A 25,373-nucleotide genomic window follows, 5' to 3' on the forward strand; every position below is an offset into this window, starting at 1 on the left:
TGCGAACGGCACGTTCCGGATATCCGGCCCCTTGTCACTCCTGCGAGCGCCCCTGGTACTTGGCCGATGCACTGCGGGCCGTGCCGAGTTCGTCGTAGAGACGGTTTCCCGGGCAGTCGGTGGCGAACCCGTCCCGGTGCCCGGAGATGACATTGAGCTTGACCTTCACGCCTGTCGCGTACTTGCCGCTGCCTCCCGACGTCAGAGTCGTCTTGGCGCTCGGGTCGGCACCGTGCAGGCCGAGCTTCCACGCCGTCAGCTTGGCAATGGCGGTCACCGTCGCCTCCGGTGGCGCGGTCTGGCTGTAGCTTCCCAGTGCCGCGATGCCCGTGCTGTCGGTGTTGAACCCCAGGGTGTGTGCGCCCCGCACCGGTTTGGCCACCCCGCCGGCCCGCCCTTCGTAGATGTTTCCGCACTTGTCGACGGCGAAGTTGTAGCCGAAGTCACGCCAGCCACTGCTCACGACGTGGTAGCGGTAGATACTGCGCAGGACGGAGGGAGCCTCGTCGCAGGTGTAGTTGTTGCCGGTGGCGGTGTGGTGCACGAACGCGGCCTTCACCGTGTCCGTGTAGACGAAGCCCGGTTCCCGCAGGGACTCGTCCGCGCCCCATCCCCTGCGGGTGACGATGCGCGGGCGTGGTCCGATGTACGGCTTTGCTCCTGGCTCGAGTTCACCGGTCGCGGCGGCCTCGGCCTCCGTCTCGGCACGGGTGAGAGCCGGGATCTCGAGCGCGCCGAACGGTGCACGGCCTTCCTCCTGCGGGCTGCCCGCATCGCCGTCCCCCTCCCCCGTGTCGTCCGCGAACCTCGTGACGTCGGCCTCGTCGGCCCACGGATCGTCGCCGGGGTCGACGAGTTCGAGGCGCAGCCCGTGCGGCAGTGCGGACAGGTCGCCGGCGGTCTCCGCCCGGACGCGCGCCTCCACGGCATCCGAATTGCCCACCCACAGAGGGGCGGTGGAGCCGCGTACCTTGCCCGACTCGCTCTCAGCGGTACCGGGGTCGGCCGCGTGCTCCAGGTTGTGGGTCTCGATCTCCTGCCAATCGGACCAGGCCCCGGTCGCGACCGCCCGGGTCCGGATCTGTACCGAGCCGAGCAGTTCGGCATGTATGTCGTCCCAGACGACGCCGACCAGGGAGAACGGTTTCACCTCCCGCTGGGGCAGCCCCTGTTCGACCGCACCGGCGGCGCGATCGGTGGGTGCCCGCCCCATGGTCCGCAGCGGCAGCGACTGGGTCGAGCCGGCCACATCCGGTCCCGGCGGCACGGCGGCCCCAGAGGGGGCGAACAACAGCGGGAGAGCGAGCGCGGCCGCGCACGCCACTCCTGTCGACGAAGCAAGGTGTCCACGCATGCAATTGATCGTGGCCTCGGCCCACGTCGCCCGCCCGCCCAAGAAACCGGAAGCCGATCGGTCCGTCCGGTGGACGCGGTCACCGGTACGGCGGCGGGAGGCCCGGGGGGCGGCGTAATCTTGCGCGGGTGAACGCGACCGACCGTACCCCTGCCGACCTGCTGCGATCCGCGCTCGCCGCGGACCCGTCGCGCCCTTTGGTCACCTTCTATGACGACGCCACCGGTGAACGCGTCGAATTGTCCGTCGCCACCTTCGCCAATTGGGTGGCCAAGACGGCCAATCTGCTCCAGGGCGATCTTGCCGCCGAGCCGGGCGACCGGCTCGCGCTGCTGCTGCCCGCGCACTGGCAGAGCGCGGTGTGGCTGCTGGCCTGCTCCTCGGTCGGGGTGGTGGCGGACGTCGGAGGGGTTCCGGCCGAGGCGGACCTCGTCGTCAGCGGACCGGACACGCTGGAGCAGGCGCGCGCCTGCTCCGGGGAGCGGATGGCGCTGGCGCTGCGTCCGCTGGGCGGCCGTTTCCCACAGCCGCCGGCGGGGTTCGGCGACTACGCAGTGGAGGTGCCGAGCCAGGGCGACCGGTTCGCACCGTACGCGCCGGTGGATCCTGACGCGCCCGCGCTCATGGTCGGCGCCATGGAGCTGACCGGTGCCGAACTGGTGGAGCGGGCGCGCGCGGACGCCGCGACGCTCGATCTCGCGCCTGGGTCGCGGCTGCTGACCGGACGGTCGTACGACACTTGGGAGGGGCTGTCTGCGGGGCTGTTCGCTCCGCTCGCCACCGGGGCTTCCGTCGTGCTGTGCCGGCACCTGGACGCATTGTCCCAGGAAGACCTGCGGAAGCGGATCGAGAGCGAGCGGGTCACCAACAGCGCGGTATGACAAGCGTGTGCGGTCCACTCATGTGGCGCACATCCGGGCCGAGCCCCCGAGGCTGAGGCTCAACAGCGGTGGATGATCGGCGACAACGCGTGCTTCAACGCACAACCAAGCGCCGGGTTCAGCCGTCTAGTCCAGCGATCGGCGACCCAGCGCGCCGCCGACGCCATGAAGGATGGACGGACACGTGACGGACAGTGCTGGCACGCCCGCGGAACCGGACGGACCGGCCGACGCCGGTGCCGCCGAAGAGGTGGGTGCCGATGCCGGGGCGGTCGACGACGCGGACGCGCGCGCAGCAGGGGACGCCGGCACGGGCGGCGGCAAAGGCAACGGCGGCGCGCACACCGGCACGGACTCCAGCGCGGGCGCGCACACCGTCGCGGGCCCGGTGAGGCAGCCCAACCGGAAGCGCCATCTGCTGCGTTGGGCCGCGCTCGGCACCTCCGTCATCGTCCTCGCAGCGGCCGGTGCCGGCTGGTGGTTCTACCGCAAGCTCGACGCCAACATCACCACGGACACCGGCGCCGCCGCGGAACTGGAGGCGTACGAGAAGGAACGGCCCACGCCCGTCGCCGTCGACGCACAGAACATCCTGCTGCTCGGCTCCGACACCCGGACCGGCGAGGGCAACGACAAGTACGGCCACGACGGCGGCAGCCAGCGCTCCGACACCACGATCCTGCTGCACATCGCCGCGGACCGGCAGAGCGCGACCGCCATGTCCATCCCTCGCGACCTGATGGTCACCATCCCGAGCTGCGGCAAACCGGACGGCAGTCGCACCCAGGAGCAGTTCGCCCAGTTCAACTGGGCGTTCCAGTTCGGCGGCGCCGCCTGCACGATCCGTACCGTCGAGCGGTTCACCGGCGTCCGCATCGACCACCACATGGTGATCGACTTCCGTGGCTTCAAGGACATGGTCGACGCGGTGCACGGGGTCGAGGTCTGCCTGGCGGAGCCGATCGACGACAGGGCGGCGCACCTCAAGCTCTCGGCCGGCAAGCAGACGCTCGACGGCGAGGAGGCCCTCGGGTACGTACGGGCCCGGAAGTCGCTCGGCAACGGCAGCGACACGGAACGCATGGAGCGCCAGCAGCAGTTTCTCGGCGCGCTGGTCAAGAAGGTGCAGAGCAACGGCGTGCTGCTCAATCCGACCCGGCTCTACCCGCTGCTGGACGCGGCCACCAAGTCGATCACGACGGACTCCGGCCTCGACTCGCTCAGGGATCTGTACGACCTGACAAGGGCAGTTCGCAGCATTCCTACCGAAAAGGTGCAATTCCTGACGGTTCCCCGCCAGCCCTACTCGGCCAATCCGAACCGTGACGAACTGGTCGAACCGGATGCGGGCGACCTCTTCAAGCGGCTGCGCGAGGACGCTCCGGTGACTGTCGTCACAGCCGACGAGAACGAGAAGGCCAGGCAGAAGCAGCAGGAACAGGACGACGGGGACGCGGACGGCACGGGTACGGACGGCCCGACGCCCACGGCGACGTTCCCCGGCACCAATGCCGCCGAGGGGATGTGTGAGTAAAGCAATGGCCAAACCCACGACCGCAGACCAGGCGAATTGCACGAATTGTCCGGTTGTAAGGCGCGTGGACTTTGTCACGGACGTCGCTCGGGGTTGAACTGGGCGGATAGTGTGACGCGATCCGGTGCATCCGACCCCTGTGTCGCGCACCAATGGATCGATCGACCGAGCGCCTTGGGGGGAGGCGCCTCGCGTGGCACCGACGGAGGACTCAAGCAACCGTGGATGCGCAAAGCCGTGGGCGGGACGAAATCGACCCCGCAGACCAGTGGGTACTCAACCCGCAGACCGGCAACTACGAACTGCGACTGGAGCAATCCGCACCGCAGTCATCCGCTGCCTCCAGAGCCACCGGAGCCAGGAGGGCAGGTGGCCGGCGCCCGGCACCCGAGGGATCGGCTCCCGATGCCGCCCCCCGGCGCAGGACGGCCACACCTGAGGTTCCCGGTCAGCGCAGCCGCCGCGCGGGCGACGCCTCGGGCGGCAGGGTTCCCCCGCAGGCCGGCCGTCGCAAGCGCAAGCCGCCCAGGTCGGGCAAGAAGAAGGCGCTGCTGTGGACGGGCGGCACGCTCGCGCTGCTGATGGTCGCGACCGCCTGCGGCGGCTACCTCTACTACGAGCACCTCAACTCGAACATCAAGTACCTCTCGGACGACAACGCGGGCACCGGCGGCTTCAGCAAGGACCGGGCGATCAACGTCCTGCTGATCGGCACGGACAAGCGCACGGGCGAGGGCAACGAGAAGTACGGCGACAGGAACAGTCCCGGCCACGCCGACACCACGGTGCTGCTGCATGTCTCCAAGGACCGTACGAACGCGACGGCCCTGAGCATTCCCCGTGACCTGATCACCGATATCCCGGACTGTCCGACCACGCAGGAGGACGGCACCACCAAGCTCATCCCGGGGACGAAGAGCACCCGGTTCAACGTGAGCCTCGGCCAGTCCGGCCGTACCCCGAGCTGCACCATGCGGACGGTCACCGAGATAACCGGCATCAAGCCGGACCACTTCATGGTGGCCGACTTCAATGCCGTCAAGACGCTCACCACGGCGGTCGACGGAGTGAAGATCTGTCTCGCCAAGGACGTCAAGGACAAGGACTCCAAGCTCGATCTGCCGGCGGGCGAGCACACGATCCAGGGCGAGGAAGCCCTGGCGTTCGTACGCACCCGGCATGCTGTGGGCTTCGGCGGCGACCTCGACCGCATCAAGATCCAGCAGCAGTTCCTCAGCTCCCTGATGCGCAAGCTGAAGTCGAACGACACGCTCACCGACCCGACGAAGCTGGTGAAGCTGGCGGAGGCCGGAACCAAGGCTCTGACCGTCGACTCCAAGATCAACGACATAGGCAAGCTCCGTGACCTCGGTCTGGAGCTCGGCAAGTTCGACATGAAGAACCTGACGTTCGCCACCGTGCCCGTGCTCGACAACCCGGCGGAGAAGATCAAGGCCACGGTCGTCCTGGACACGCCCAGGGCCGATCCGCTCTTCGCGATGCTTCGCGACGACATCTCGCTCACCGAGGTCGAGAAGCAGAAGAAGGCGGCCAAGGACAAGCAGGCCGCGCTCCTCAAGGGATCGAGGGCCAAGGCCTCGGACGTCCGGGTGGATGTGTTCAACGGCGGCGGCCCGCAGGGCTCCGCCCAGAAGACTCTGGAATGGCTGCAGATCGACGAGGGCGTACTCAAGTCCACCAACAAGGGCAACGCCCCGGCCGATGTGAGCAAGACACAGCTGGAGTACGCGCCGAACCAGGCCGATCAGGCCCGCAAGCTCGCGGATCTGATGGGCCTGCCTGCCTCGGCGCTGAAGCCCGGCACCAAGGACGCCGAGGGGCTGGAAGCGATGACGCTGACCCTCGGCTCCGATTTCAAGGGCGCAGGGGTGCCCATCACCGGTCCGGCGAAGGCGCCGGAGGGTGTTCAGAAGGTCGAAGCGGACAAACAGGTCTGCGCCAAGTGACGCCGGTACACCGGCTCATGCGGCGCACCTGACGACAGGGGGGTCCAGGGGTGCGACAGAACAGCCTGCGAGGGGAGGGAACGCGGCAGCGCGTTCCGCAAGCTGGTGATCTGGGCTGGGACGACAGCCTGTACGGCAGCGAGGGTGCGCGCATCCCCGGCAGCCGTACGGCACCGGACATCGAGCAGGACGAGCCCGGTGGCGGCACGGAATCGGGGGATGCCGCCGCCGAGACCGGCGGCCACCGCCGTGGCGGACCACGCCGCGGGAGGAAACGGGGCAAACGCCGAATACTGCGCTGGATCGCAGGCGCGGTTTCGGTGCTCATCCTCGGCACGGCCGGAGCCGGTTACCTCTACTACGAGCACCTCAACAGCAACATCCGCAAGGGCGAGCGCACCTCCGCCAAGGGCGGGGCGGAGAAGTCAGCCCCGAACGCGGCAGGTCAGACGCCCCTGAACGTGCTGCTGATCGGCTCCGACAGCCGTAACACGGACGAGAACCTGAAGCTCGGCGGCTCCAAGAAGAGCGTCGGATCGCCGCCGCTGGCCGACGTGCAGATGCTGCTGCATGTGTCGGCCGACCGGAAGAACGCCTCGGTGGTCTCCATTCCGCGTGACACCACGGTGGAGATACCGGCGTGCACGGACCCGAAGGACGGCAAGGAGTTCGCCGCGACCAGGGACCTCATCAACGCGAGCCTCGGGCGCGGCGGGCCCGGCTGCACGCTCGCCACCTGGGAGCAGCTGACCGGCATCTACATCGACCACTGGATGATGGTCGACTTCGCGGGTGTGGTGGACATGGCCGACGCGATCGGCGGCGCCAAGGTCTGCGTGAGGCAGAACATCCATGACAGGCCCACAACTCGGGTGCCGGGCGGCTCCGGGCTCAAGCTGACCCGCGGGACACACGAGATCCAGGGCAAGCAGGCGCTGCAGTGGCTGCGTACCCGTCATGCCTTCGAGAGCGACTTCGGCCGCTCCAAGGCCCAGCACATGTACATGAACTCGGTGATCCGCAAGCTCAAGGAGCAGAACGCGTTCACCGACACCGGACAGCTGATGGACCTGGCCGAGACCGCGACCAAGTCGCTCCAGGTCTCCGAGGAGATCGGCACGGTCAAGAAGCTCTTCGACCTGGGCATGACGCTCAAGGATGTGCCGACCGGGCGGATCGCCATGCTCACCATGCCGCGCATCCCGGATCCGGAGGACGACAACCACGTGCTGCCGGCGCCCGGCGAGGCCGACCGGCTCTGGGGGTTGCTGCGCGACGACCTCCCGGTGGACGGCAAGGGGCAGACCTCGAAGCCGAAGAAGCCCGCGGCCCCCAAGGACCCGGCGGCCGACCCGGCGGACATCGGCATCATGGTGCGCAACGGCACCGGGGCCGGCGGGCAGCTGCCCACCCAGGGCCGTGCCCGAACCGTGGCCGACGTCCTCGTGCAGAAGGGCTTCGCCGGAGCCAAGTCGGACTCCACGCTCAACCCGCAGGAGAAGACGCAGATCCTCTTCCCCAGCACGGATCTGGAGGGCGACGCGTACGCGGCGGCCAAGGCACTCGGCATCCCGGCGAGCGCGTTGAAGAAGTCCACCGACGTGTCGGGCGTCACCCTGGTGGTCGGCGCGGACTGGCGGAGCGGTGACGCCTACCCGAAGGCGGAGCCGTCGACGGCTCCGCCGAAGAACACCGAGACGGTCATGGGCGACGAGCTGGGCTGCATGGACGTCTACGAGCCGTACCGCTGGTCCTGACGGCCGCCGCATGAGAAGCCGGTCCGCCCCCGACGGGGACGGACCGGCTTCGTCGTGTGCGCGCGTATGTCAGGCGGTCGCGGCCTTCACCGCGGGCCGCCGGCTCGCGATGACCTTCCTGGCCAGCGAGCGAGGGCTGGTCAGGAAGCCGAAGCCCCACGACATGTGCATCGTCGCCAGCGCGAGGGGGATCTGCAGCCGGGCCTTGAGCGGCAGGCCCTTGCCCGCCGGGACGGAGCCGGCCGCGATCGCCGCGAGATAGCCGCCGGGGACGAGGAAGCCCCACGGGGTGAGCACCGCGCCCACCACGACGCCCGCAGCGATCGCGCAGACCGCGGTCGGCGGGGCGAGGTAGCGCAGGTTGATGGAGCCCTGGTGATAGCGGGCAACCACATGGCGCCAGCGCCCGTAGTCCTTGTACTGCTTGGCGAGCGCGCGCACCGACGGTCGCGGGCGGTACTGCACCCGCAGCTCCGGCGAGAAGAAGATCAGACCGCCGGCCTCACGGATCCGGAAGTTCAGCTCCCAGTCCTGGGCCCGGATGAACTCCTCGTTGTAGCCGCCCTGCTGCTCCAGGGCCTCGCGCCGGAAGACGCCGAGATACACGGTCTCCGCCGGGCCGGCCTGGCCACCGGTGTGGAAGGCCGCGTTGCCGACGCCGATCTTCGACGTCATCGCGGCGGCGACGGCGTGCTCCCAGTCGTTCTCGCCCTCGGCGTGCATGATGCCGCCGACGTTCTGCGCACCGGTCTCCTGCAGCAGGCGGACCGCGGTCGCGATGTAGTTCGGCGACAGCATGCCGTGGCCGTCGACGCGTACGACGATCGGGTGCCGCGAGGCCTTGATGGCCGCGTTCAGCGCGGCCGGGGTGCGGCCGGTCGGGTTGGGAACGGTGTGGACACGCGCTCGTTCATGGGATGCGGTCTCCCGGACGAGTTCGGCGGCGATCTCGTCGGTGCGGTCCGTGGACGGCCCGAGCGCGATCACCACCTCCATCTCGCCGTCGTATTCCTGCTCGAGGATGTGACGGACCGAGTTGCGCAGATGCCGCTCCTCGTTGAGGACCGGCATGATCACGGAGACAGGGGGCATGGCGTTCATCGGTCGCCACGTTACCGCGAACGGGCGACACCGACGCGCGGCGGCCGTCGTCGCTGATCGTATGGACCTACCGTGCTGAGGGTCTGCTGTCACCCGCGGAGGTGCCCTCTTGCCCACGCCGCCCCGCTCCCGCCGACCGCGTCCCACGGCGCAGGCCCGGACCGGACGCCCTGCCGCCCGACCCGCCGCGCGGTCCTCGGGCAGAGGGCCCGCCCGGCCCGTCGGGCGGCCGGCCCAGCGGAAGGCGGAGCGGCCGCAGTGGGGCATGCGGATGGTGACAACACTCTCGGTTCTTGTGCTGGGCGTGGGCGGGATCGGGCATGCCCTGGTCAACGGCCTGGACGAGGGGATCGGGCGGGTCGACCCGTTCCGGGACATGAAGAACCGGCCCGAGGACACCCATGGAATCAACTTCCTGGTCGTCGGCACCGACGGCCGCGACAGGATCACCAAGGAGCAGAAGAGGACGTACCGGCTCGGCGGCGCCGGCTGCCGCTGCACCGACACGATCATGCTCGTCCATCTCTCCGAGGACCGGCGGCGCGCCAGCGTGGTCAGCCTGCCCCGGGACAGCTACGCCGAAGTCCCCGCACATACCGATGAAACCACCGGCAAAAAGTACAAAACCCACCCGGTGAAGCTCAACGCCGCCTACTCGGAGGGCGGTCCGGCCCTGACCGTACGGACCGTCGAGCACATGACGAAGGTGAAGATCGACCACTATCTCGAGATCGACTTCAGCAGCTTCATGAAGACCGTGGATGCGCTGGGCGGGGTCGAGGTGTGTACGGCCCGGCCGATGCGCGACACCTACACGGGCCTGAACCTCACCGTCGGCACACACAAGCTCAACGGCGGCCAGGCGCTGCAGTACGTGCGCTCACGCCATATCGACGGGGCGGCCGACCTGGGGCGGATGCAGCGCCAGCAGCGGTTCCTCGCCGGCCTCCTCCACCAGGCGACCAGCAGCGGCGTGCTGCTCAACCCGGTGAAGTTCAAGGAGGTCTCCTCGACGATGCTGAAGGCGGTGCGCGCCGACAAGGGCCTCGGCACCGAGCAGATGCTCGCCCTCGGCAGGGCCATGCGGAGCTTCACGCCCGCATCGTCGGAGTTCACCTCCGTACCGGTCGGAAAGATCGGTCCGGTCAAGGGCATCGGCTCCACGGTGAAGTGGGACGAGCGGAAGTCGAAGAAGCTCTTCCAGCTGCTGCGCGACGACAAGCCGCTGGCCCCGCACCGCCCGAAGCGCCCTGCCGGGCAGCTGCGCCCCACGCCGGTCGATGTGTCGCCCCAGCAGATCCGGGTGCAGGTCTACAACGGCACCACCGCCGACGGCCTCGGCGAGCGGGTCGACCGGGCGCTGCGCGCCACCGGCTTCAACACCACGCGACGGCCGCTGAGCAGCGGCAACGGCAAGGTGCTGCGCACCTTTGTGACGTACGACCCACGCTGGGACCGCTCGGCGAAGTCGCTGCAGGCCGCGCTGCCCGGATGTGAACTCCGCGCGGCCAAGGGGCAGGGGCCGACGCTGAACGTGACGGCGGGGACGGACTTCAAGGCGGTCCACCCGGTACGCGCCGAGGACCAGTACCAGGGCGAGTTCGGCGCGGTGACGGGCGACCAGGTGATCTGCCCCTGAGCCCCTGAGCCCCTGAGCCCTTGAGCTCCGAGCGGCCCGCCCCGGTACCGGGTCAGTCCTCCATGCCCTCCGCGGCGCGCTTCTCCCGGAGCTCCTTGATCGCCTGACGCCTGGCCAGCCGGTGCGTACGTCTGATCTGTGCCTCTTGGTAGCGGCGCTGATCGCGCTCCGTCTCGGGGATCACCGCCGGTACGCGGCGCGGCTTGCCGTCCGCGTCGACGGCGGCGAACACCAGATACGCGCTGCCGACCTGCTGGGCGGGCGTCGACTCGTTCCAGCGCTCCGCCAGCACCCGTACCCCGACCTCCATCGAGGACCGGCCGGTCCAGTTGACCTGGGCCTTCACATGCACCAGATCGCCGACCCTGACCGGCTCCAGGAACACCATCTCGTCCATGGACGCGGTGACAGCGGGCCCGCCCGAGTGCCGGCCGGCGACGGCGCCCGCCGCGTCGTCCACCAGCTTCATGATCACGCCGCCGTGCACCGTGCCGAGGAGATTTGTGTCACTGCCGGTCATGATGTGGCTGAGGGTGGTACGGGACGCCGAAGTGGGCTTGCCCGGAATTTCAGCCTCCGGGCGCTGGGCCTGAACTGTCATGCGCCCCACCATATGCCTGGTCGGACGGTGTGCAGATTCGGTGACCCGTCGCATGCAATGCATCAGCTTGGCAACAGCACCGGTCCGATTTACTACCCGCCCTGTCTCGCTCGCGGCAGTCCCTGCACACTGTTCGACATGAACGATTGGCCCGATGGATGGACCGGCGACAACGGCAACGGCAACGGACGCGGACGCGGCTACGGTCGTGGCAGCGCCGGCGGCCCTGAGGGCGCCCGCGTGATGCGCCATGTCCAGCGACCGGGCGCGCCGCAGCACAGCGGCGTTCCCCCGCAGCAGTCGCGCGGCTACGACGAGGGCTATGCCGAGCCCGGTTACGACAGCGGCTACAACACGGGCCATGTCTACGGACAGGGCGGTGGCGGCGGCAACGGCACCATCCCCCGGCAGGGTGGCTACCCGCCGCAGGGCCGGCCGGCCCCGGACTGGCGGCGTCGGCTCAAGGTCGGTTCGCTGACCCTGGTCGTGGTGCTGCTCGCTGTGACCATCGGCACATACTTCTGGGCCGACTCCAAGCTCAAGCGAGAGGTCGATCTCTCCAAGGTCATCGAGCGGCCGGGCGAGGGCGAGGGCACGAACTACCTGATCGTGGGCTCGGACAGCCGTGAAGGCATGTCGACGGAGGAGAAGAAGAAGCTCCACACCGGCTCGGCCGAGGGCAAGCGGACCGACTCGATGATGATTCTGCACGTCGGCTCCAACGGCAACACGATGATCTCGTTGCCGCGCGACTCGGACGTGGAGATCCCGTCGTTCAAGGGCTCCGAGTCCGGCAAGCTCTTCCCGAACACCGGCCGGCGCGTGAAGCTGAACGCCGCGTACGCCGAGGACGGTCCCGAGCTCCTGGTGCGTACCGTCGAGCACAACACCGGCCTGAGGATCGACCACTACGCGGAGATCGGCTTCGGCGGCTTCGCGAAGATCGTGGATTCGGTCGGCGGTGTCGAGATCAAGGTCGAGAAGACCATGAAGGACAAGAAGTCCGGAGCCGACTTCGAGCCGGGCACGCACACCATGAACGGCGAACAGGCCCTGGCCTTCGTGCGCCAGCGCTACGGCCTGGACGGTGGCGACCTGGACCGCACGAAGAACCAGCAGAAGTTCCTCGCGGCCCTGGCGAACCAGACCGCTACGCCGAGCACGGTTCTCAACCCGTTCAAGCTCTACCCGACCATGGGCGCGGGCCTGGACACGGTCGTCGTCGACAAGGACATGGGCCTGTGGGACCTGGGCCGGATGTTCTTCGCGATGAAGGGCGTCACCGGCGGCGACGGCAAGTCGATGAACATGCCGATATCCGGCAGCCGGGGCGGCAACCTGGTCTGGGACCAGGCCAAGGTGAAGCAGCTCGTGGAGCAGCTGAAGAACGACGAGAAGGTCACGGTCACCTCCGACCGCTGACACTGCTCGCAGCAGCGAAGGGCCCCGCCGGATCCGTCCGGCGGGGCCTTCGCGCTGCCGGGCTCAGCCCGCGAACGGATTGGCGTGACCAGGCAGTTGCTGCCCGGGGCGCAGGAGGCGCTGCCTGCCGTGCTCGTCCTGTACGGCGACGAATCCGGCGTCCGTCAGCCGCTGCGCGATCCGCTGCCTGCGGATCTCACCGATCTTGACTCCGCCGATCAGGAAGGCCGCGAGTGCGGCGCCGCCGGCCACGGCACCGATGTACATGCCGCACACGAGCAGCGTGATCACCAGGGCCGCGACGCAGATCCAGGGGAGCAGCATCTGGCGCTTGCTCGCAGCGTTCCCCATGAGGTCGAACGCGATCCGGTCCCCCAGCTGCGTCACGGCCTCCTGAGCCTCGGGGAGGGGCTTCAGGGTTCCCTGCCGCATGCCGGGCACCGCACCGCCGCTGCCGGCCTGCGTGTACGCCGCGATGGTGGCGGCCTCGCGCGCACGGGCCTCCGGCCGCGGGTCGCGGTACATCTGGACCTCGATGAGGTTCTTGTTCTGCCCGGTCCGGTGCGCGTCCGCGTACTCGAAGCCGTAGTGCTCGGCGACATGGGCCAGGGCGGCGATCCGTGCGCGGGACATCTCAGGTCCGAGTTCGATCACGTCCTGCCGTGCGATCTGCCGGAGCATCCCTGATATCTGACGGTTCTCGAGCATCGTGTTTCCACCCCACCTGCGTGCTGATGATGACTGCCGCCATGCGGCAGCGCAGCCTAACCTCACCGGTGGAGGGTATTCCGCTTGCCCCCGCACATACGCCGGCCCCCGGCGCCCACACGGGCGCCGGGGGCCGGCAAGGGGGCTCTGGTGAGCCGTCGTTACGGCAGGTTCCTCGCCATGACGATGCGCTGGACCTGGTTCGTGCCCTCGTAGATCTGCGTGATCTTGGCATCGCGCATCATGCGCTCGACCGGGTAGTCGCGGGTGTAGCCGTAGCCGCCGAGCAGCTGGACCGCGTCCGTGGTGACGTCCATCGCGACGTCCGAGGCATAGCACTTGGCCGCGGCACCGAAGAAGGTGAGGTCGGCGTCGACGCGCTCGGACTTGGCGGCGGCCGCGTAGGTCAGCTGGCGGGCTGCCTCCAGCTTCATCGCCATGTCGGCCAGCATGAACTGGATGCCCTGGAAGTCCGCGATCGGCTTGCCGAACTGCTTGCGCTCCTGGACATAGCCCTTGGCGTAGTCGAGGGCGCCCTGGGCGATGCCGAGGGCCTGGGCCGCGATCGTGATGCGGGTGTGGTCCAGGGTCTTCATCGCCGTGGCGAAGCCGGTGCCCTCCTCGCCGATCATGCGGTCGGCGGGGATGCGGACGTTGTCGAGGTAGACCTCGCGGGTCGGGGAGCCCTTGATGCCGAGCTTCTTCTCCGGGGCGCCGAAGGAGACACCCTCGTCGTCCTTCTCGACGACGAAGGCCGAGATGCCCTTGGAGCGCTTCGAAGGGTCGGTCACGGCCATCACCGTGTAGAACTCGGAGACGCCGGCGTTGGTGATCCAACGCTTCACGCCGTTGAGCACCCAGAAGTCGCCGTCGCGGACGGCCTTGGTCTTCATGCCCGCCGCGTCCGAACCGGCGTCCGGCTCGGAGAGGCAGTACGAGAACATGGCGTCACCCTTGGCCAGCGGGCCCAGGTACTTCTTCTTCAGCTCCTCGGAGCCGGACAGGATCACCGGCAGCGAGCCCAGCTTGTTCACGGCCGGGATCAGGGACGAGGACGCGCAGACGCGGGCCACTTCCTCGATCACGATGACCGTGGCGAGTGCGTCGGCGCCGGCGCCGCCGTACTCCTCCGGGACGTGGACGGCCTGCAGGTCGGCTGCGACCAGGGCGTCCAGGGCCTCCTGCGGGAAGCGGGCCTCCTCGTCCACCTGCGTGGCAAAGGGTGCGATCTTCGCCTCGGCGAGAGAGCGAACGGTCTCGCGGAGCATGTCGTGCTCCTCGGACGGGCGGTACAGGTCGAAGTCAGGCGTTCCCGCCAAGATCTTTCACTCCCCTGAGCTGCTGCTAACTACCGTTAAGTAACTCAAATTTTAGTCCGCTCGCCGCAACAAGGCATACGTGAGCTTGCTGACAGCGGAAAATTGCCCGCGCCCCGGCCCGACTATGCTCAGGCCCGCTGTCCCCATCCGTACCCCCAGGAGCATTTCCATGGCCCTCAAGATCACCGTGATCGGCACCGGCTATCTCGGCGCCACACATGCCGCGGCCATGGCGGAGCTCGGGTTCGAGGTGCTCGGCCTCGATGTCGTGCCCGAGAAGATCGAGATGCTCGCGGCGGGGCGGGTGCCGATGTACGAGCCCGGGCTCGAGGAGCTGCTCGCGAAGCATGTCGCCGGGATCGAGGGGTCCAGCGGGCGGCTGCGGTTCACGACCTCCTGGGAGGAGATCGGGGAATTCGGCGACGTCCACTTCGTGTGTGTGAACACTCCGCAGAAGCACGGCGAGTACGCGTGCGACATGTCGTACGTCGACGCCGCGTTCGCCTCGCTCGCACCGCAACTCAAGGGCGGCGCGCTGGTGGTCGGCAAGTCGACGGTGCCGGTGGGATCGGCGGACCGGCTGGCCCGGCTGCTGGCCGAGCAGGCGCCCGTCGGGGTCGAGCTGGCCTGGAACCCGGAATTCCTGCGTGAGGGCTTCGCCGTGCAGGACACCCTGCACCCGGACCGGATCGTGGTGGGACTGGAGAGCGAGCGCGCCGAGAAGCTGATGCGCGAGGTCTATGCGACGCCGGTCGCCGAAGGGTCGCCCTTCGTGGTGACGGACTTCCCGACGGCGGAACTGGTGAAGACCTCCGCGAATTCTTTCCTCGCGACCAAGATTTCCTTCATCAATGCGATGGCGGAGGTGTGCGAGGCGGCCGGCGGCGACGTCGTGAAGCTGGCGGAGGCGATCGGCCACGACGAGCGCATCGGGAAGAAGTTCCTGCGCGCCGGGATCGGCTTCGGCGGCGGCTGTCTGCCTAAGGACATCCGGGCCTTCATGGCGCGGGCGGGCGAGCTCGGCGCGGACCAGGCGCTGACCTTCCTGCGTGAGGTCGACTCGATCAACATGCGCCGCCGCGGGCACATGGTGGAGCTGGCGCGCGACGCGGTCGGCGGCGATTCCTTCCTGGGCAAGCGGGTGGCCGTGCTGGGTGCGACCTTCAAGCCGGACTCGGACGATGTGCGGGACTCGCCGGCTCTGAACGTGGCCGGGCAGATCCATCTGCAGGGCGGCCAGGTGACCGTGTACGACCCCAAGGGCATGACCAACGCGCGCCGGCTCTTCCCGACGCTGGGCTACGCGGACTCGGCGCTGGAGGCGGTGCGCGGCGCGGACGTGGTGCTGCACCTGACGGAGTGGCGCGAGTTCCGCGAGCTGGACCCGGCGGAGCTGGGCGCGGTGACGTCGTCGCGGATCATCCTGGACGGCCGCAATGCGCTGGACGCGGAGGCGTGGCGCGAGGCGGGCTGGACATACCGGGCGATGGGGCGCCCGCGGGCCTGACGCCGGTCGGCGCGGCTGCCACGCCGCCGCGCCGGCGTGGCAGTGATCACATGATGGGACGTCAATTCCCGCAACCGGAACGGGTTGAGCTGCTGTCCTAAGCAGGACAGAAAGATCACGCGCCACTAAACGGAGGTTCCTGCGTGACCAAGCTCAACCGTACGGCCGTCACCGCACTGCTCACCGCGACCGCTGTCGCGGGCACCGTTCTGGCGACCGCCGGCCCCGCATCGGCGCTCAGCTACAAGTGCAACACCAGCTCGAAGAGCATCGACGACCCGGCGTACGACGGCCCGTGGGCCGACAACTGGGACGTCAAGGTGACGGTCTGCGCGGCCCGTTCGGGGTCGACCGTCTACAGCTACTCGAAGGTCTCCTGGGACGGACCGCTGTACGGCCAGGTCGACGACACCTCGATATTCAACGCCGCCTACCTGCGGCAGCAGGTGAAGAAGTCGGTCTCCGGCACGGACCCCGTGCTCAAGAAGACCGACTTCTACGGCATCGAGGGCAAGCTGGAGAACAGCGACGGCAACGCCAACTACAACGGCTCGTACACGACCGGGACGATCAGCTACCGGGTCGGGTCGGCCAGGGGACTGGGCGACGCCGAGCTGAAGCTCGAGTGGGCGAACGACGGGGCCGGCTACAAGACGTACCTGTTCACCGCTTCTCCGACGGTCTGATCCCACCGCGATCCCGCCGTTTCTCCGTGCCCCCGGCCGCACCTGCGCCGGGGGCACGGCCGTGTCCGGTCAGGAGGTCCGCGACCGGCGCGCGCGGTAGGTGCGCATCTTGGCGCGGGCGCCGCAGACCGACATCGAGCACCAGCGGCTCCGCGCGGCCGGGCTGCGGTCGTAGTACGCCCACCGGCAGGTCGGTTCCTCGCACGCCTTCAGGCGGGTCCAGGTGCCGTCGGCCGTCGCCGCCGCGATGGCCTCGGCGACGCGGGAGACGAGGGTGGGCCGACCCAGGGGGCGCAACGCGGCCCCGCCGTCCACTGTGATCGCGACGCGCAGGGGCGCGCCGGCGAGGAGGCCGTCCAGCGAGGCGGCCGAGCCGTGCCCCGCGTGGGCCAGGCATGCGCCGCGCAGCGCCTCGCGGAGTTCGCGGGCGGCGGGCACATCGTCCTCGGTGAGGCCGAACGGGGCGCGGCCGTCCGCCGTGTCGAGCCGGTCCGCGCCCGTCTCGATGTCCAGCGTGTTCACCAGGGCCTCGACCAGTGCGAGGCCGCCGGGTGCGGGCGGCCTGTCATTCATGCTTGCGACGTTACCTCCTAAGGGGGAGTATGAGGTAACCGTTACCTGATGACAGCTTCTAGGGGTAACGTACATCCGAGGAGGACATCATGGGCATCGCCACGCTGGGCAGCGTCGTACTGGACTGTCCCGACCCCGTCGCGCTCGGGCGCTTCTATGCCGAGGTGCTGGGCGGGCAGATCGAGGACGACGGCGACGGCTGGGTCGACCTGACCGGCGTCCCGGGAGCCCCGCTCGCCTTCCAGGTCTCGCCCGGTCACGTACCGCCGAAGTGGCCGTCGGCACAGGACTCGCAACAGTTCCATCTGGATCTGACGGTGGAGGACCTGGACGCCGCGGAGGCGCAGGTGCTGGCGCTCGGCGCGACGGCGCTGGACGCGGCGGACACGTCCCGCAGCTGGCGGGTGTACGCGGACCCCGCGGGGCATCCCTTCTGCCTCTGCGCGGACTGATCCCCCGGGCGCACTCGGGGGACTGCCGCCGCTGCATCGCCGGAGCGGCAGCTTCGCGCCACGCCCCCTCGGCCCGCGACCGGCGGGGCCGAGGGGGCGTGGGCGTGGCGCGGGTGGCGTACACGATCGCGGCACGGCGGCGTCGCGCGCCGCCGCCTGTCAGGCGCCCGCGCCGTCCAGCTGGTCGATCGTCGCGTTCGACGGGCCCCGGCGCGTGCGCAGGTCCGCCGCGACGTCCTCGGCCGCGCCCAGTACCCGGACCGCGTTCTGCCACGTCAGCTTCGCGAGGTCGGCGTTCGACCAGCCACGGGCGAGGAGTTCCGCGATCAGGTTCGGGTAGCCCGCGACGTCGTCGAGGCCCGACGGGGTGAACGCCGTGCCGTCGAAGTCGCCGCCGATGCCGATGTGGTCGATACCGGCGACCTCGCGCATGTGGTCCAGGTGGTCGGCGACCGTCGCCGCCGTCGCGACCGGACGCGGATGCGCCGCCTCGAACGCCTCGTGGATCCTCATCGCCTGCGGTGTGGTGTCCAGGTGGTGCAGTCCGTGCGCGCGCATGTTCTCGTCCGCCGCCCGCGTCCACTCGACCGCCGCGGGCAGGATGAACTTCGGTACGAATGTGGCCATCGCGACGCCGCCGTTGGCCGGAAGCTGCGCCAGCACGTCGTCGGGGATGTTGCGCGGGTGGTCGCAGATCGCCCGGGACGAGGAGTGCGAGAAGACGACCGGTGCGACCGAGGTCGCGAGCGCGTCGCGCATCGTCGTTGTCGCGACGTGCGAGAGATCGACGAGCATGCCGGTGCGGTTCATCTCGCGTACGACCTCGTGGCCGAACGCCGACAGACCACCGACGCCCGGCTCGTCGGTCGCCGAATCGGCCCAGGCGATGTTGTCGTTGTGCGTGAGCGTCATGTAGCGCACGCCCAGGGCATACAGGGCGCGCAGGGTGCCCAGCGAGTTGTTGATGGAGTGGCCGCCCTCGGCGCCCATCAGTGAGGCGATCCGGCCCTCGGAACGGGCCTTCTCCATGTCGTCGGCGGTCAGCGCACCGGCGAGGTCCCCGGGGTGGCGGGTGATCAGCTGCCGGACGACGTCGATCTGCTCGAGGGTCGCGCTGACCGCTTCGTCGCCCGCCATGTCGCTGCGGACGTACACCGACCAGAACTGGGCGCCGACGCCGCCGGCGCGCAGCCGCGGGATGTCGGTGTGCAGCCGGCCGGTCTGGTCACCCGCGATGTCCATCCGGTCCAGGTCGTAGCGGACACGCTCGCGCAGGGCCCAGGGCAGGTCGTTGTGGCCGTCGACGACGGGGTACGCGGCGAGGAGCTCGCGCGCACGGCTGAGGTGGTCCGTGGGGGATTCCATTGGCAGGTTCTTCCCGAAAAGCTTTCCGGAAGTCACTTCGCGAAGCCGAAGGACTCCGCACCGGCGACCTTGGCCCGCAGCCGCTTGCCCTTCTCGGTCGCCTGGTCGTTCAGCTCCTGCTGGAACTCCCGCATCCGGCCGAGGAGTTCCGCGTCCTGCGTGGCGAGGATGCGGGCGGCGAGCAGACCGGCGTTGCGGGCGCCGCCGACCGAGACCGTGGCGACGGGCACACCCGCCGGCATCTGCACGATGGACAGCAGCGAGTCCATGCCGTCCAGGTACTTCAGCGGCACCGGGACGCCGATGACCGGGAGCGGGGTGACGGAGGCGAGCATGCCCGGGAGATGGGCCGCTCCCCCGGCGCCGGCAATGATCGCCTTGAGCCCGCGGCCGGCGGCCTCCTCGCCGTACGCGACCATCTCGCGCGGCATGCGGTGCGCGGAGACGACGTCGACCTCGTAGGCGATCTCGAACTCGTCGAGCGCCTGGGCCGCGGCCTCCATGACCGGCCAGTCGGAGTCGGACCCCATGACAATGCCAACGACAGGGCTCATTCTGTGATCGTTCCTCGCAGATAGCCGGCGGCGTGGCGGGCTCGCTCGAGCACGTCGTCCAGGTCGTCGCCGTAGGTGTTGACATGGCCCACCTTGCGGCCGGGCTTCACGTCCTTGCCATACATATGGATCTTGAGCTGCGGGTCGCGGGCCATGCAGTGCAGGTAGGCCCCGTACATGTCGGGGTAGTCGCCGCCCAGCACATTGCACATGACGGTCCACCTGGCACGCGGGCGCGGATCGCCCAGCGGCAGGTCGAGCACGGCACGGACATGGTTGGCGAACTGCGAGGTGACCGCGCCGTCCTGGGTCCAGTGCCCGGAGTTGTGCGGGCGCATGGCAAGTTCGTTGACCAGGATGCGGCCGTCGGCCGTCTCGAAGAGCTCGACCGCGAGATGGCCGACGACGCCGAGCTCCTTGGCGATCCGCAGGGCGAGCTCCTGGGCCCGGCCGGCCAGCTCCGCGTCCAGGCCGGGCGCGGGCGCGATCACCGTGTCGCAGACACCGTCGACCTGCTGCGACTCGACGACCGGGTAGGCGACGGCCTGGCCGTGCGGGGAGCGGACGATGTTCGCCGCCAGCTCGCGGGTGAAGTCGACCTTCTCCTCGGCGAGCACGGGCACCCCGGCCTTGAAGGGGGCCTCTGCATCGGCTTCGGTGCGCACGAACCAGACACCCTTGCCGTCGTAGCCGCCCTGCACCGTCTTGAGGATGACGGGGAAGCCCCCCACCTCCGCGGCGAACGCCGAGACGTCGGCCGGGTCGGCCACGATGCGGTGGCGCGGGCAGGGCACCCCGATCTCCATGAGCTTGGCGCGCATCACGCCCTTGTTCTGGGCGTGCACCAGCGCCTCGGGCCCCGGCCGGACGGCGATGCCGTCCGCCTCGAGGGCCCGCAGGTGCTCGTAGGGGACATGCTCATGATCGAAAGTGATCACGTCACAGCCGCGCGCGAACTCACGCAGCGTGTCCAGATCGCGGTAGTCGCCGATGACGACATCGCTCACCACCTGGGCCGCCGAGTCCTGGGGGGTGTCACTGAGGAGCTTGAATTTCAGGCCGAGGGGGATGCCCGCCTCGTGGGTCATGCGGGCAAGCTGACCGCCGCCGACCATGCCGACTACCGGGAACGTCACGGTCCTAGGGTATCCGCCGCCGTGCGGGGCCCCGCCGCCCCTGCTGCGGAGCGTGACGACACCCGCCGCCTCCGCCTCCGTCTCCGGAGTCCGACGCCCCTGCGTCGCCGAGCCTTCACAGTCGTGTCTCTCTCGCCACAGCGTTCCCAAGACCCACAGGCAGTGCCGGAGACTGCTGGTTAGCATGACTGCGTCGAAACCATCCGCGTTGGCGCGCCCGCGTCGGCGATGCCGAACTGAATGGGCTGGACTCTCACGATGAGTGGACGAGGCGGAGGCCTGCGGCAGCAGCTGCGGCAGCTCATGCGCGAGGTCGCCAAGTTCGGGGCGGTCGGCGGCGCGGGGCTGCTGGTGAACCTCGGGGTCTTCAACCTCGTACGGCACACCACCGAGATCCCGGTCGTCCGGGCGTCCATCCTGGCCACCGTCGTCGCGATCGCGTTCAACTACGTGGGGTTCCGGTACTTCACCTACCGTGACCGCGACAAGTCCGGGCGCACCCGGGAGCTGACGCTCTTCCTGCTGTTCAGCGTGGTCGGTCTGGTGATCGAGAACGGCATCCTGTACGCGGCGACCTACGGCTTCGGCTGGGACAGCCGGCTGCAGAGCAACGTCTTCAAGTTCCTCGGCATCGGGATCGCCACACTGTTCCGGTTCTGGTCCTACCGCACCTGGGTGTTCCGGGCGCTGCCCGCCCGGGAGGCGGTGCAGACCGCCGAATCGTTCCTGGAGAACGCAGAGTCCGAGGCGCCGGAGATACGCCCTCAGGCACGGCGCGACCGGGTCGGCCGCTGACCCCGGCCCCGGCCGCTCCGGTCATCTGACCGTTGGCCGCGGGGGGTCCTTGGGCTTGCGTGCCACACTGCTGAGGAAGAGCGCGAAGACCGGCGGGTGCTGCTGGAGCAGTTCCAGCCGGCCGCCGTCCGCCTCCGAGAGATCACGCGCCACGGCGAGCCCGATGCCTGTGGAGTTGCGCCCGCTGATGGCCCGCTCGAAGATCCGCGCCCCCAGGTCCGCCGGTACGCCGGGCCCTTCGTCGGTCACCTCGACGACGGCCTGGTTCCCGGTGACCCGGGTCCGTACGGCGACGGTGCCGCCACCGTGCATCAGCGAGTTCTCGATCAGGGCCGCCAGCACCTGGGCGACCGCGCCGGGGGTGCCGACCGCCTGCATGCCCCGGCGGCCCGAGTGGACGATGGCCCGGCCCGCGCTGCGGTAGGCGGGGCGCCACTCCTCCAGCTGCTGCTTGACCACCTCGTCGAGGTCGAAGACGACGGCCGAGCCGGTGCGCGGGTCCCGCGCATTGGTGAGCAGGCGCTGCACCACGTCCGTGAGCCTCTCCACCTGGGTCAGCGCGATGCTCGCCTCCTCCTTCACCGTCGACAGTTCGCCGGCGACGGTGATCTCCTCCAGCCGCATGGACAGCGCGGTCAGCGGCGTACGCAGCTGATGGGAGGCGTCCGCGGCGAGCCTGCGCTCGGCGGTGAGCATCCGGGCGATCCGCTCGGCGCTGGCGTCCAGCACGTCCGCCACCCGGTCCAGCTCGGGGACGCCGTAGCGGCGGTGGCGCGGGCGGGGATCGCCCGAGCCGAGACGTTCGGCGGTCTCGGCGAGGTCGGTGAGCGGGGAGGCGAGCCGGTTGGCCTGGCGTACGGCGAGCAGCACCGCGGCGATCACCGCGAGCAGCGCGACCGCGCCGATGATCAGCAGGCTCCGGCCGACCTCGCTGGTCACCACGGAACGGGACTCCTCGACCGTGACCGCAGTGCCGCGCCGGCTCTCGGCGTGGCCGCGGATGACGCTGCCGGTGGGCCGTTCACCGATCTCGATGGGACCGCGTCCGGGGATGCGGACCAGGGCGTGGCGCTTGGCGCCGCTCTGCTCGGCAAGGATGCCCGGGTTGACCGGCTCACGGCCGATCAGCCTGCCGTCGACGATGCTGACCAGGCGCAGGGCCTCGGAGTCGACGCTCTCTTGGGCGCTGTTGCTGATGGTGCGGGTCTCGACGAGCACGAGGGAGACCCCGAACACGGCGATGACGACGAGCACCACGGCCAGCGTGGAATTGATCAGGCGGCGGCGCACGGTGCCCTCCGGGCGGGTTCAGCAGGGGGCGGGGAACTCCCCGTGTCCCCTCAGCTCTTCTCGAAGCGGAAGCCGACGCCGCGCACCGTCGCGATGAAGCGGGGGTTCGCAGCATCGTCGCCGAGCTTCTTGCGCAGCCAGGAGATGTGCATGTCGAGGGTCTTCGTGGACGACCACCATGTGGTGTCCCAGACCTCGCGCATCAGCTGGTCGCGGGTGACGACCCGCCCCGCGTCCCGGACCAGGACGCGCAGCAGATCGAACTCCTTCGCCGTCAGTTGCAGCTCCTCGTCGCCCATCCAGGCGCGGTGCGACTCGACGTCGATGCGCACGCCGTGCGTGGCGGGTGGGGGCGCCGGCTCGGCGGCGCCGCGGCGCAGCAGCGCCCGGACCCGGGCGAGCAGCTCGGCGAGCCGGAACGGCTTGGTGACGTAGTCGTCGGCGCCGGCGTCCAGGCCGACCACCGTGTCCACCTCGTCGGCGCGTGCGGTCAGCACCAGGATCGGGATCGTGTGGCCTTCGGCACGCAGCCGCCGGGCGACCTCGAGACCGTCCATACCGGGCAGCCCGAGGTCGAGTACGACGAGATCGACGCCGCCCGCGAGTCCGGCGTCCAGCGCGGTCGGGCCGTCCTCGCGCACCTCGACCTCGTAGCCCTCCCGACGCAGTGCGCGGGCCAGCGGCTCCGAGATGGAAGCGTCGTCCTCGGCGAGCAGTACACGGGTCATGGGGTGATGGTAGTCCGCATGACGCAGCGGTCGGAGCGTGATCGACAAGCCCTGCGGGTATGTGATGCGATCCTGATGGAGACCTTCGAATCAGCGATCCTGGTTCCATGATCACCTGTGATCCATCTCTCAAACCCTTCCATATGCCACTGTGTCGTGTCGTATGGTGGCGAGACGCCTGATGTAGTTTTCCGGGACCTTTGGCGCGCCCTGCGCATCAAAGGTCCCTATTCCTGCGCAAGGTTGGGCCACCATCCCTGTCGCCGGCGAGTAGTGAATGACCTGTGGGCCGGGCCCCGAACGCGAAGGTGCGTACGGGGCGTGGATCCCGGTGCGGACTGCCCCCTGTCTCTGCCACGAGCGGAGCAAAGCCTCTGGGCGTGAGGTCGGGGCGGTTCCACGCCGGTGCCGGCCTCCCCCCACCGGGCGCGTACCGCTCACGAAGCGCCGCGTCCCGAGCAAGCAAGGATCGACATGGCGTCCAGCCTGACGAGCGTCTCGGCCGGTACCCCCGGCTACGAGAAGACGTTCCTCGGCCACCCCCGCGGCCTGGCCAACCTCTTCATGACCGAGATGTGGGAGCGGTACAGCTTCTACGGCATGCGCGCCCTGCTCGTGCTCTACCTGTCCGCCGAAGTGGCCGACGGTGGGCTCGGTATGAACGACGCGACCGCGGTCGCGATCTACTCCGTCTACAACGCGATGGTCTACCTGCTCGCCCTTCCCGGCGGCTGGCTCGGCGACCGCGTCTGGGGCGCCCGCAAGGCCGTCGCGGTGGCCGGCGTCATCATCATGGCCGGCCACTTCCTGCTGGCCGTCCCGGCGCAGATCTCGTTCTTCATCGGCCTGGCGTTCATCGCGGTCGGTTCCGGTGTCCTCAAGGCCAACATCTCCACGATGGTCGGCCACCTGTACCCGGACAAGAACGACCCCCGCCGTGACGGTGGCTTCACGATCTTCTACATGGGCATCAACCTCGGTGCCTTCGTCGCTCCGCTGACCATCGGCGCGGTCGGCCAGTGGGTGAGCTGGCACCTCGGCTTCGCCATGGCCGGTGTCGGCATGGCCATCGGTCTGCTCTTCTACTTCCTCGGCTTCCGCAACCTGTCCCCCGAGTCGAACCGCGTCCCGGCCCCGCTGGACGCCGCCGGGCGTGCGGCCATGATCAAGAAGGCCCTGGTCTGGCTGGCCGTCGCCGCGGGCGCGTACGGCGTCATCGGCATGGCCGGCGTCTTCACCATCGACTGGGTGCTGTGGCCGCTGACCATCCTGGGTCTGGCGCTGCCGGCCTGGTACCTGATCCGCGTGAAGCGGGACAAGGACCTCGAGGACGTCGAGCGCAGCCGCATGTCCGCGTACGTGTGGTTCTTCGTGGCCGCCGCCGCGTTCTGGGCGATCTACGACCAGTCCGGCTCGACCCTGTCGCTGTTCGCCAAGAACGACACCCAGTCCACGCTGTTCGGCTTCTCCTTCCCGGAGAGCTGGTACCAGTCGCTGAACCCGCTGTTCGTGATGGCTCTCGCCCCGGTCTTCGCCTGGGCGTGGGTGGCACTGGCGAAGCGCTCCAAGGAGCCCAGCACGCTCAGCAAGTTCGCCTTCGGCCTGGTGCTCATCGGCGCCTCCTTCGGCGTGATGATGCTGGCGCAGGGCGTGGCCGCGGGCGACGCCAAGGTGACCCCGATGTGGCTGGTCACGGTGTACTTCATGCAGACCATCGGTGAGCTGACGCTCTCCCCGGTCGGCCTGTCGCTGACCACCAAGCTGGCGCCGCAGAAGTACGCCTCCCAGATGATGGGTGTCTGGTTCCTCGCCGTGACCGCGGGCAACTCGGTCGTCGCGCTGCTGCAGTTGCTCGGCGCCCCGACCGACACGCAGGGCTGGTTCGCCAGCCTGGGTGGGCTCGCCGCCGTCGCCGGTATCGCGATCTTCATGTACCGCAAGAAGGTCCAGCCGCTCATGGGCGGCGTGCACTGAGCACGTCCGTACGGTCGTGAGGGCCGCTGC

General features: G+C 69.4%; 22 protein-coding genes. 11 read left to right on the top strand and 11 right to left on the bottom strand.

Going from position 1 to position 25,373, the window contains the following annotated elements:
- Nucleotides 1-34: 34 nt before the first annotated feature.
- Nucleotides 35-1,354 carry a peptidoglycan recognition protein gene (locus tag ABZ208_RS05055; protein WP_356908193.1) on the bottom strand — a complete coding sequence of 440 codons (1,320 nt, stop codon included), beginning with the start codon at nucleotides 1,352-1,354 and terminating at the stop codon, nucleotides 35-37.
- A 128-nt stretch (nucleotides 1,355-1,482) separates the two neighbouring features.
- On the opposite strand from ABZ208_RS05055, the gene ABZ208_RS05060 reads away from it, so the two are divergent.
- From ABZ208_RS05060 to ABZ208_RS05075, 4 genes are all read left to right on the top strand, one after another.
- Nucleotides 1,483-2,235, top strand: a complete 753-nt coding sequence (locus tag ABZ208_RS05060; protein WP_356908194.1) for a TIGR03089 family protein — start codon at nucleotides 1,483-1,485, stop codon at nucleotides 2,233-2,235.
- 172 nt (nucleotides 2,236-2,407) lie between these two features.
- Nucleotides 2,408-3,769, top strand: a complete 1,362-nt coding sequence (locus tag ABZ208_RS05065; RefSeq protein WP_356908195.1) for an LCP family protein — start codon at nucleotides 2,408-2,410, stop codon at nucleotides 3,767-3,769.
- 221 nt (nucleotides 3,770-3,990) lie between these two features.
- Nucleotides 3,991-5,736 (top strand): LCP family protein, encoded by a 1,746-nt coding sequence (locus tag ABZ208_RS05070; protein WP_356908196.1) that lies wholly within the window; start codon nucleotides 3,991-3,993, stop codon nucleotides 5,734-5,736.
- 50 nt (nucleotides 5,737-5,786) lie between these two features.
- Nucleotides 5,787-7,493 (top strand): LCP family protein, encoded by a 1,707-nt coding sequence (locus tag ABZ208_RS05075; protein WP_356908197.1) that lies wholly within the window; start codon nucleotides 5,787-5,789, stop codon nucleotides 7,491-7,493.
- 69 nt (nucleotides 7,494-7,562) lie between these two features.
- On the opposite strand, the gene ABZ208_RS05080 is transcribed toward ABZ208_RS05075, so the two are convergent.
- A complete protein-coding gene (locus ABZ208_RS05080) occupies nucleotides 7,563-8,594 on the bottom strand; it encodes a glycosyltransferase family 2 protein (RefSeq protein WP_356908198.1) in 1,032 nt (343 codons plus the stop codon).
- A gap of 265 nt (nucleotides 8,595-8,859) precedes the next feature.
- Here ABZ208_RS05080 and ABZ208_RS05085 point away from each other — a divergent pair, with 265 nt between their 5' ends.
- Complete coding sequence (locus tag ABZ208_RS05085; RefSeq protein WP_356908199.1) at nucleotides 8,860-10,233, top strand: LCP family protein; 1,374 nt, start codon at nucleotides 8,860-8,862, stop codon at nucleotides 10,231-10,233.
- Nucleotides 10,234-10,285: 52 nt separating this feature from the next.
- On the opposite strand, the gene ABZ208_RS05090 is transcribed toward ABZ208_RS05085, so the two are convergent.
- Nucleotides 10,286-10,834 carry an acyl-CoA thioesterase gene (locus tag ABZ208_RS05090; protein ID WP_328399899.1) on the bottom strand — a complete coding sequence of 183 codons (549 nt, stop codon included), beginning with the start codon at nucleotides 10,832-10,834 and terminating at the stop codon, nucleotides 10,286-10,288.
- Between the two features lie 138 nt (nucleotides 10,835-10,972).
- Between ABZ208_RS05090 and ABZ208_RS05095 the strand changes: the two genes are divergently transcribed.
- The gene (locus ABZ208_RS05095; protein ID WP_356908200.1) at nucleotides 10,973-12,256 is read left to right on the top strand and encodes an LCP family protein; all 1,284 of its coding nucleotides are present in this window, start codon (nucleotides 10,973-10,975) and stop codon (nucleotides 12,254-12,256) included.
- A 63-nt stretch (nucleotides 12,257-12,319) separates the two neighbouring features.
- On the opposite strand, the gene ABZ208_RS05100 is transcribed toward ABZ208_RS05095, so the two are convergent.
- Nucleotides 12,320-12,964, bottom strand: coding sequence for a hypothetical protein (locus ABZ208_RS05100; RefSeq protein ID WP_356908201.1), 645 nt, complete (start codon nucleotides 12,962-12,964; stop codon nucleotides 12,320-12,322).
- 161 nt (nucleotides 12,965-13,125) lie between these two features.
- Nucleotides 13,126-14,283 (bottom strand): acyl-CoA dehydrogenase, encoded by a 1,158-nt coding sequence (locus ABZ208_RS05105; RefSeq protein ID WP_356908202.1) that lies wholly within the window; start codon nucleotides 14,281-14,283, stop codon nucleotides 13,126-13,128.
- A 169-nt stretch (nucleotides 14,284-14,452) separates the two neighbouring features.
- Between ABZ208_RS05105 and ABZ208_RS05110 the strand changes: the two genes are divergently transcribed.
- Together ABZ208_RS05110 and ABZ208_RS05115 are read left to right on the top strand one after the other, a co-directional pair.
- The gene (locus ABZ208_RS05110) at nucleotides 14,453-15,790 is read left to right on the top strand and encodes a UDP-glucose/GDP-mannose dehydrogenase family protein (RefSeq protein ID WP_356908203.1); all 1,338 of its coding nucleotides are present in this window, start codon (nucleotides 14,453-14,455) and stop codon (nucleotides 15,788-15,790) included.
- Between the two features lie 143 nt (nucleotides 15,791-15,933).
- Nucleotides 15,934-16,476 (top strand): hypothetical protein, encoded by a 543-nt coding sequence (locus ABZ208_RS05115; protein WP_356908204.1) that lies wholly within the window; start codon nucleotides 15,934-15,936, stop codon nucleotides 16,474-16,476.
- Nucleotides 16,477-16,545: 69 nt separating this feature from the next.
- Here the strand turns inward: ABZ208_RS05115 and ABZ208_RS05120 are convergent, their stop codons facing one another.
- Nucleotides 16,546-17,049 carry a CGNR zinc finger domain-containing protein gene (locus tag ABZ208_RS05120; RefSeq protein ID WP_356908205.1) on the bottom strand — a complete coding sequence of 168 codons (504 nt, stop codon included), beginning with the start codon at nucleotides 17,047-17,049 and terminating at the stop codon, nucleotides 16,546-16,548.
- A gap of 89 nt (nucleotides 17,050-17,138) precedes the next feature.
- Here ABZ208_RS05120 and ABZ208_RS05125 point away from each other — a divergent pair, with 89 nt between their 5' ends.
- A complete protein-coding gene (locus ABZ208_RS05125; protein ID WP_356908206.1) occupies nucleotides 17,139-17,501 on the top strand; it encodes a VOC family protein in 363 nt (120 codons plus the stop codon).
- Between the two features lie 159 nt (nucleotides 17,502-17,660).
- Here the strand turns inward: ABZ208_RS05125 and ABZ208_RS05130 are convergent, their stop codons facing one another.
- The 3 genes from ABZ208_RS05130 to ABZ208_RS05140 are packed head-to-tail and all read right to left on the bottom strand — an operon-like array spanning nucleotide 17,661 to nucleotide 20,535.
- Nucleotides 17,661-18,866: a dipeptidase gene (locus ABZ208_RS05130; RefSeq protein WP_356908207.1), complete on the bottom strand. Its 1,206-nt coding sequence runs from the start codon at nucleotides 18,864-18,866 to the stop codon at nucleotides 17,661-17,663.
- 32 nt (nucleotides 18,867-18,898) lie between these two features.
- The gene (purE, locus tag ABZ208_RS05135; protein WP_328399881.1) at nucleotides 18,899-19,420 is read right to left on the bottom strand and encodes a 5-(carboxyamino)imidazole ribonucleotide mutase; all 522 of its coding nucleotides are present in this window, start codon (nucleotides 19,418-19,420) and stop codon (nucleotides 18,899-18,901) included.
- Entirely contained in the window at nucleotides 19,417-20,535 is a 1,119-nt protein-coding gene (locus ABZ208_RS05140) for a 5-(carboxyamino)imidazole ribonucleotide synthase (RefSeq protein ID WP_356908333.1), read from the bottom strand. Before ABZ208_RS05140 ends, purE begins: the two co-directional genes overlap by 4 nt.
- A gap of 279 nt (nucleotides 20,536-20,814) precedes the next feature.
- Here ABZ208_RS05140 and ABZ208_RS05145 point away from each other — a divergent pair, with 279 nt between their 5' ends.
- Nucleotides 20,815-21,351 (top strand): GtrA family protein, encoded by a 537-nt coding sequence (locus ABZ208_RS05145; RefSeq protein WP_356908208.1) that lies wholly within the window; start codon nucleotides 20,815-20,817, stop codon nucleotides 21,349-21,351.
- 21 nt (nucleotides 21,352-21,372) lie between these two features.
- Here ABZ208_RS05145 and ABZ208_RS05150 read toward each other — a convergent pair whose 3' ends face one another.
- Together ABZ208_RS05150 and ABZ208_RS05155 are read right to left on the bottom strand one after the other, a co-directional pair.
- Nucleotides 21,373-22,641 (bottom strand): ATP-binding protein, encoded by a 1,269-nt coding sequence (locus tag ABZ208_RS05150; RefSeq protein ID WP_356908209.1) that lies wholly within the window; start codon nucleotides 22,639-22,641, stop codon nucleotides 21,373-21,375.
- 50 nt (nucleotides 22,642-22,691) lie between these two features.
- Nucleotides 22,692-23,369 carry a response regulator transcription factor gene (locus ABZ208_RS05155; RefSeq protein ID WP_356908210.1) on the bottom strand — a complete coding sequence of 226 codons (678 nt, stop codon included), beginning with the start codon at nucleotides 23,367-23,369 and terminating at the stop codon, nucleotides 22,692-22,694.
- A 474-nt stretch (nucleotides 23,370-23,843) separates the two neighbouring features.
- Between ABZ208_RS05155 and ABZ208_RS05160 the strand changes: the two genes are divergently transcribed.
- The gene (locus ABZ208_RS05160; RefSeq protein WP_356908211.1) at nucleotides 23,844-25,343 is read left to right on the top strand and encodes an oligopeptide:H+ symporter; all 1,500 of its coding nucleotides are present in this window, start codon (nucleotides 23,844-23,846) and stop codon (nucleotides 25,341-25,343) included.
- The last annotated feature ends 30 nt before the right edge of the window (nucleotides 25,344-25,373 follow it).

The sequence above is a fragment of the Streptomyces sp. NPDC006208 genome, from assembly GCF_040613775.1.
In the GTDB taxonomy this organism is placed as follows: Bacteria; Actinomycetota; Actinomycetes; order Streptomycetales; family Streptomycetaceae; genus Streptomyces.

Bases quoted from the DNA above. Each gene is read 5' to 3' on its own strand.
- ABZ208_RS05055 (WP_356908193.1), bottom strand. From the start codon at position 1,354: ATGCGTGGACACCTTGCTTCGTCGACAGGAGTGGCGTGCGCGGCCGCG.
- ABZ208_RS05065 (WP_356908195.1), top strand. From the start codon at position 2,408: ATGGACGGACACGTGACGGACAGTGCTGGCACGCCCGCGGAACCGGAC.
- ABZ208_RS05080 (WP_356908198.1), bottom strand. From the start codon at position 8,594: ATGAACGCCATGCCCCCTGTCTCCGTGATCATGCCGGTCCTCAACGAG.
- ABZ208_RS05085 (WP_356908199.1), top strand. From the start codon at position 8,860: ATGCGGATGGTGACAACACTCTCGGTTCTTGTGCTGGGCGTGGGCGGG.
- ABZ208_RS05090 (WP_328399899.1), bottom strand. From the start codon at position 10,834: ATGACAGTTCAGGCCCAGCGCCCGGAGGCTGAAATTCCGGGCAAGCCC.
- ABZ208_RS05095 (WP_356908200.1), top strand. From the start codon at position 10,973: ATGAACGATTGGCCCGATGGATGGACCGGCGACAACGGCAACGGCAAC.
- ABZ208_RS05100 (WP_356908201.1), bottom strand. From the start codon at position 12,964: ATGCTCGAGAACCGTCAGATATCAGGGATGCTCCGGCAGATCGCACGG.
- ABZ208_RS05110 (WP_356908203.1), top strand. From the start codon at position 14,453: ATGGCCCTCAAGATCACCGTGATCGGCACCGGCTATCTCGGCGCCACA.
- ABZ208_RS05120 (WP_356908205.1), bottom strand. From the start codon at position 17,049: ATGAATGACAGGCCGCCCGCACCCGGCGGCCTCGCACTGGTCGAGGCC.
- ABZ208_RS05125 (WP_356908206.1), top strand. From the start codon at position 17,139: ATGGGCATCGCCACGCTGGGCAGCGTCGTACTGGACTGTCCCGACCCC.
- ABZ208_RS05130 (WP_356908207.1), bottom strand. From the start codon at position 18,866: ATGGAATCCCCCACGGACCACCTCAGCCGTGCGCGCGAGCTCCTCGCC.
- purE (WP_328399881.1), bottom strand. From the start codon at position 19,420: ATGAGCCCTGTCGTTGGCATTGTCATGGGGTCCGACTCCGACTGGCCG.
- ABZ208_RS05140 (WP_356908333.1), bottom strand. From the start codon at position 20,535: ATGGTCGGCGGCGGTCAGCTTGCCCGCATGACCCACGAGGCGGGCATC.
- ABZ208_RS05145 (WP_356908208.1), top strand. From the start codon at position 20,815: ATGAGTGGACGAGGCGGAGGCCTGCGGCAGCAGCTGCGGCAGCTCATG.
- ABZ208_RS05155 (WP_356908210.1), bottom strand. From the start codon at position 23,369: ATGACCCGTGTACTGCTCGCCGAGGACGACGCTTCCATCTCGGAGCCG.
- ABZ208_RS05160 (WP_356908211.1), top strand. From the start codon at position 23,844: ATGGCGTCCAGCCTGACGAGCGTCTCGGCCGGTACCCCCGGCTACGAG.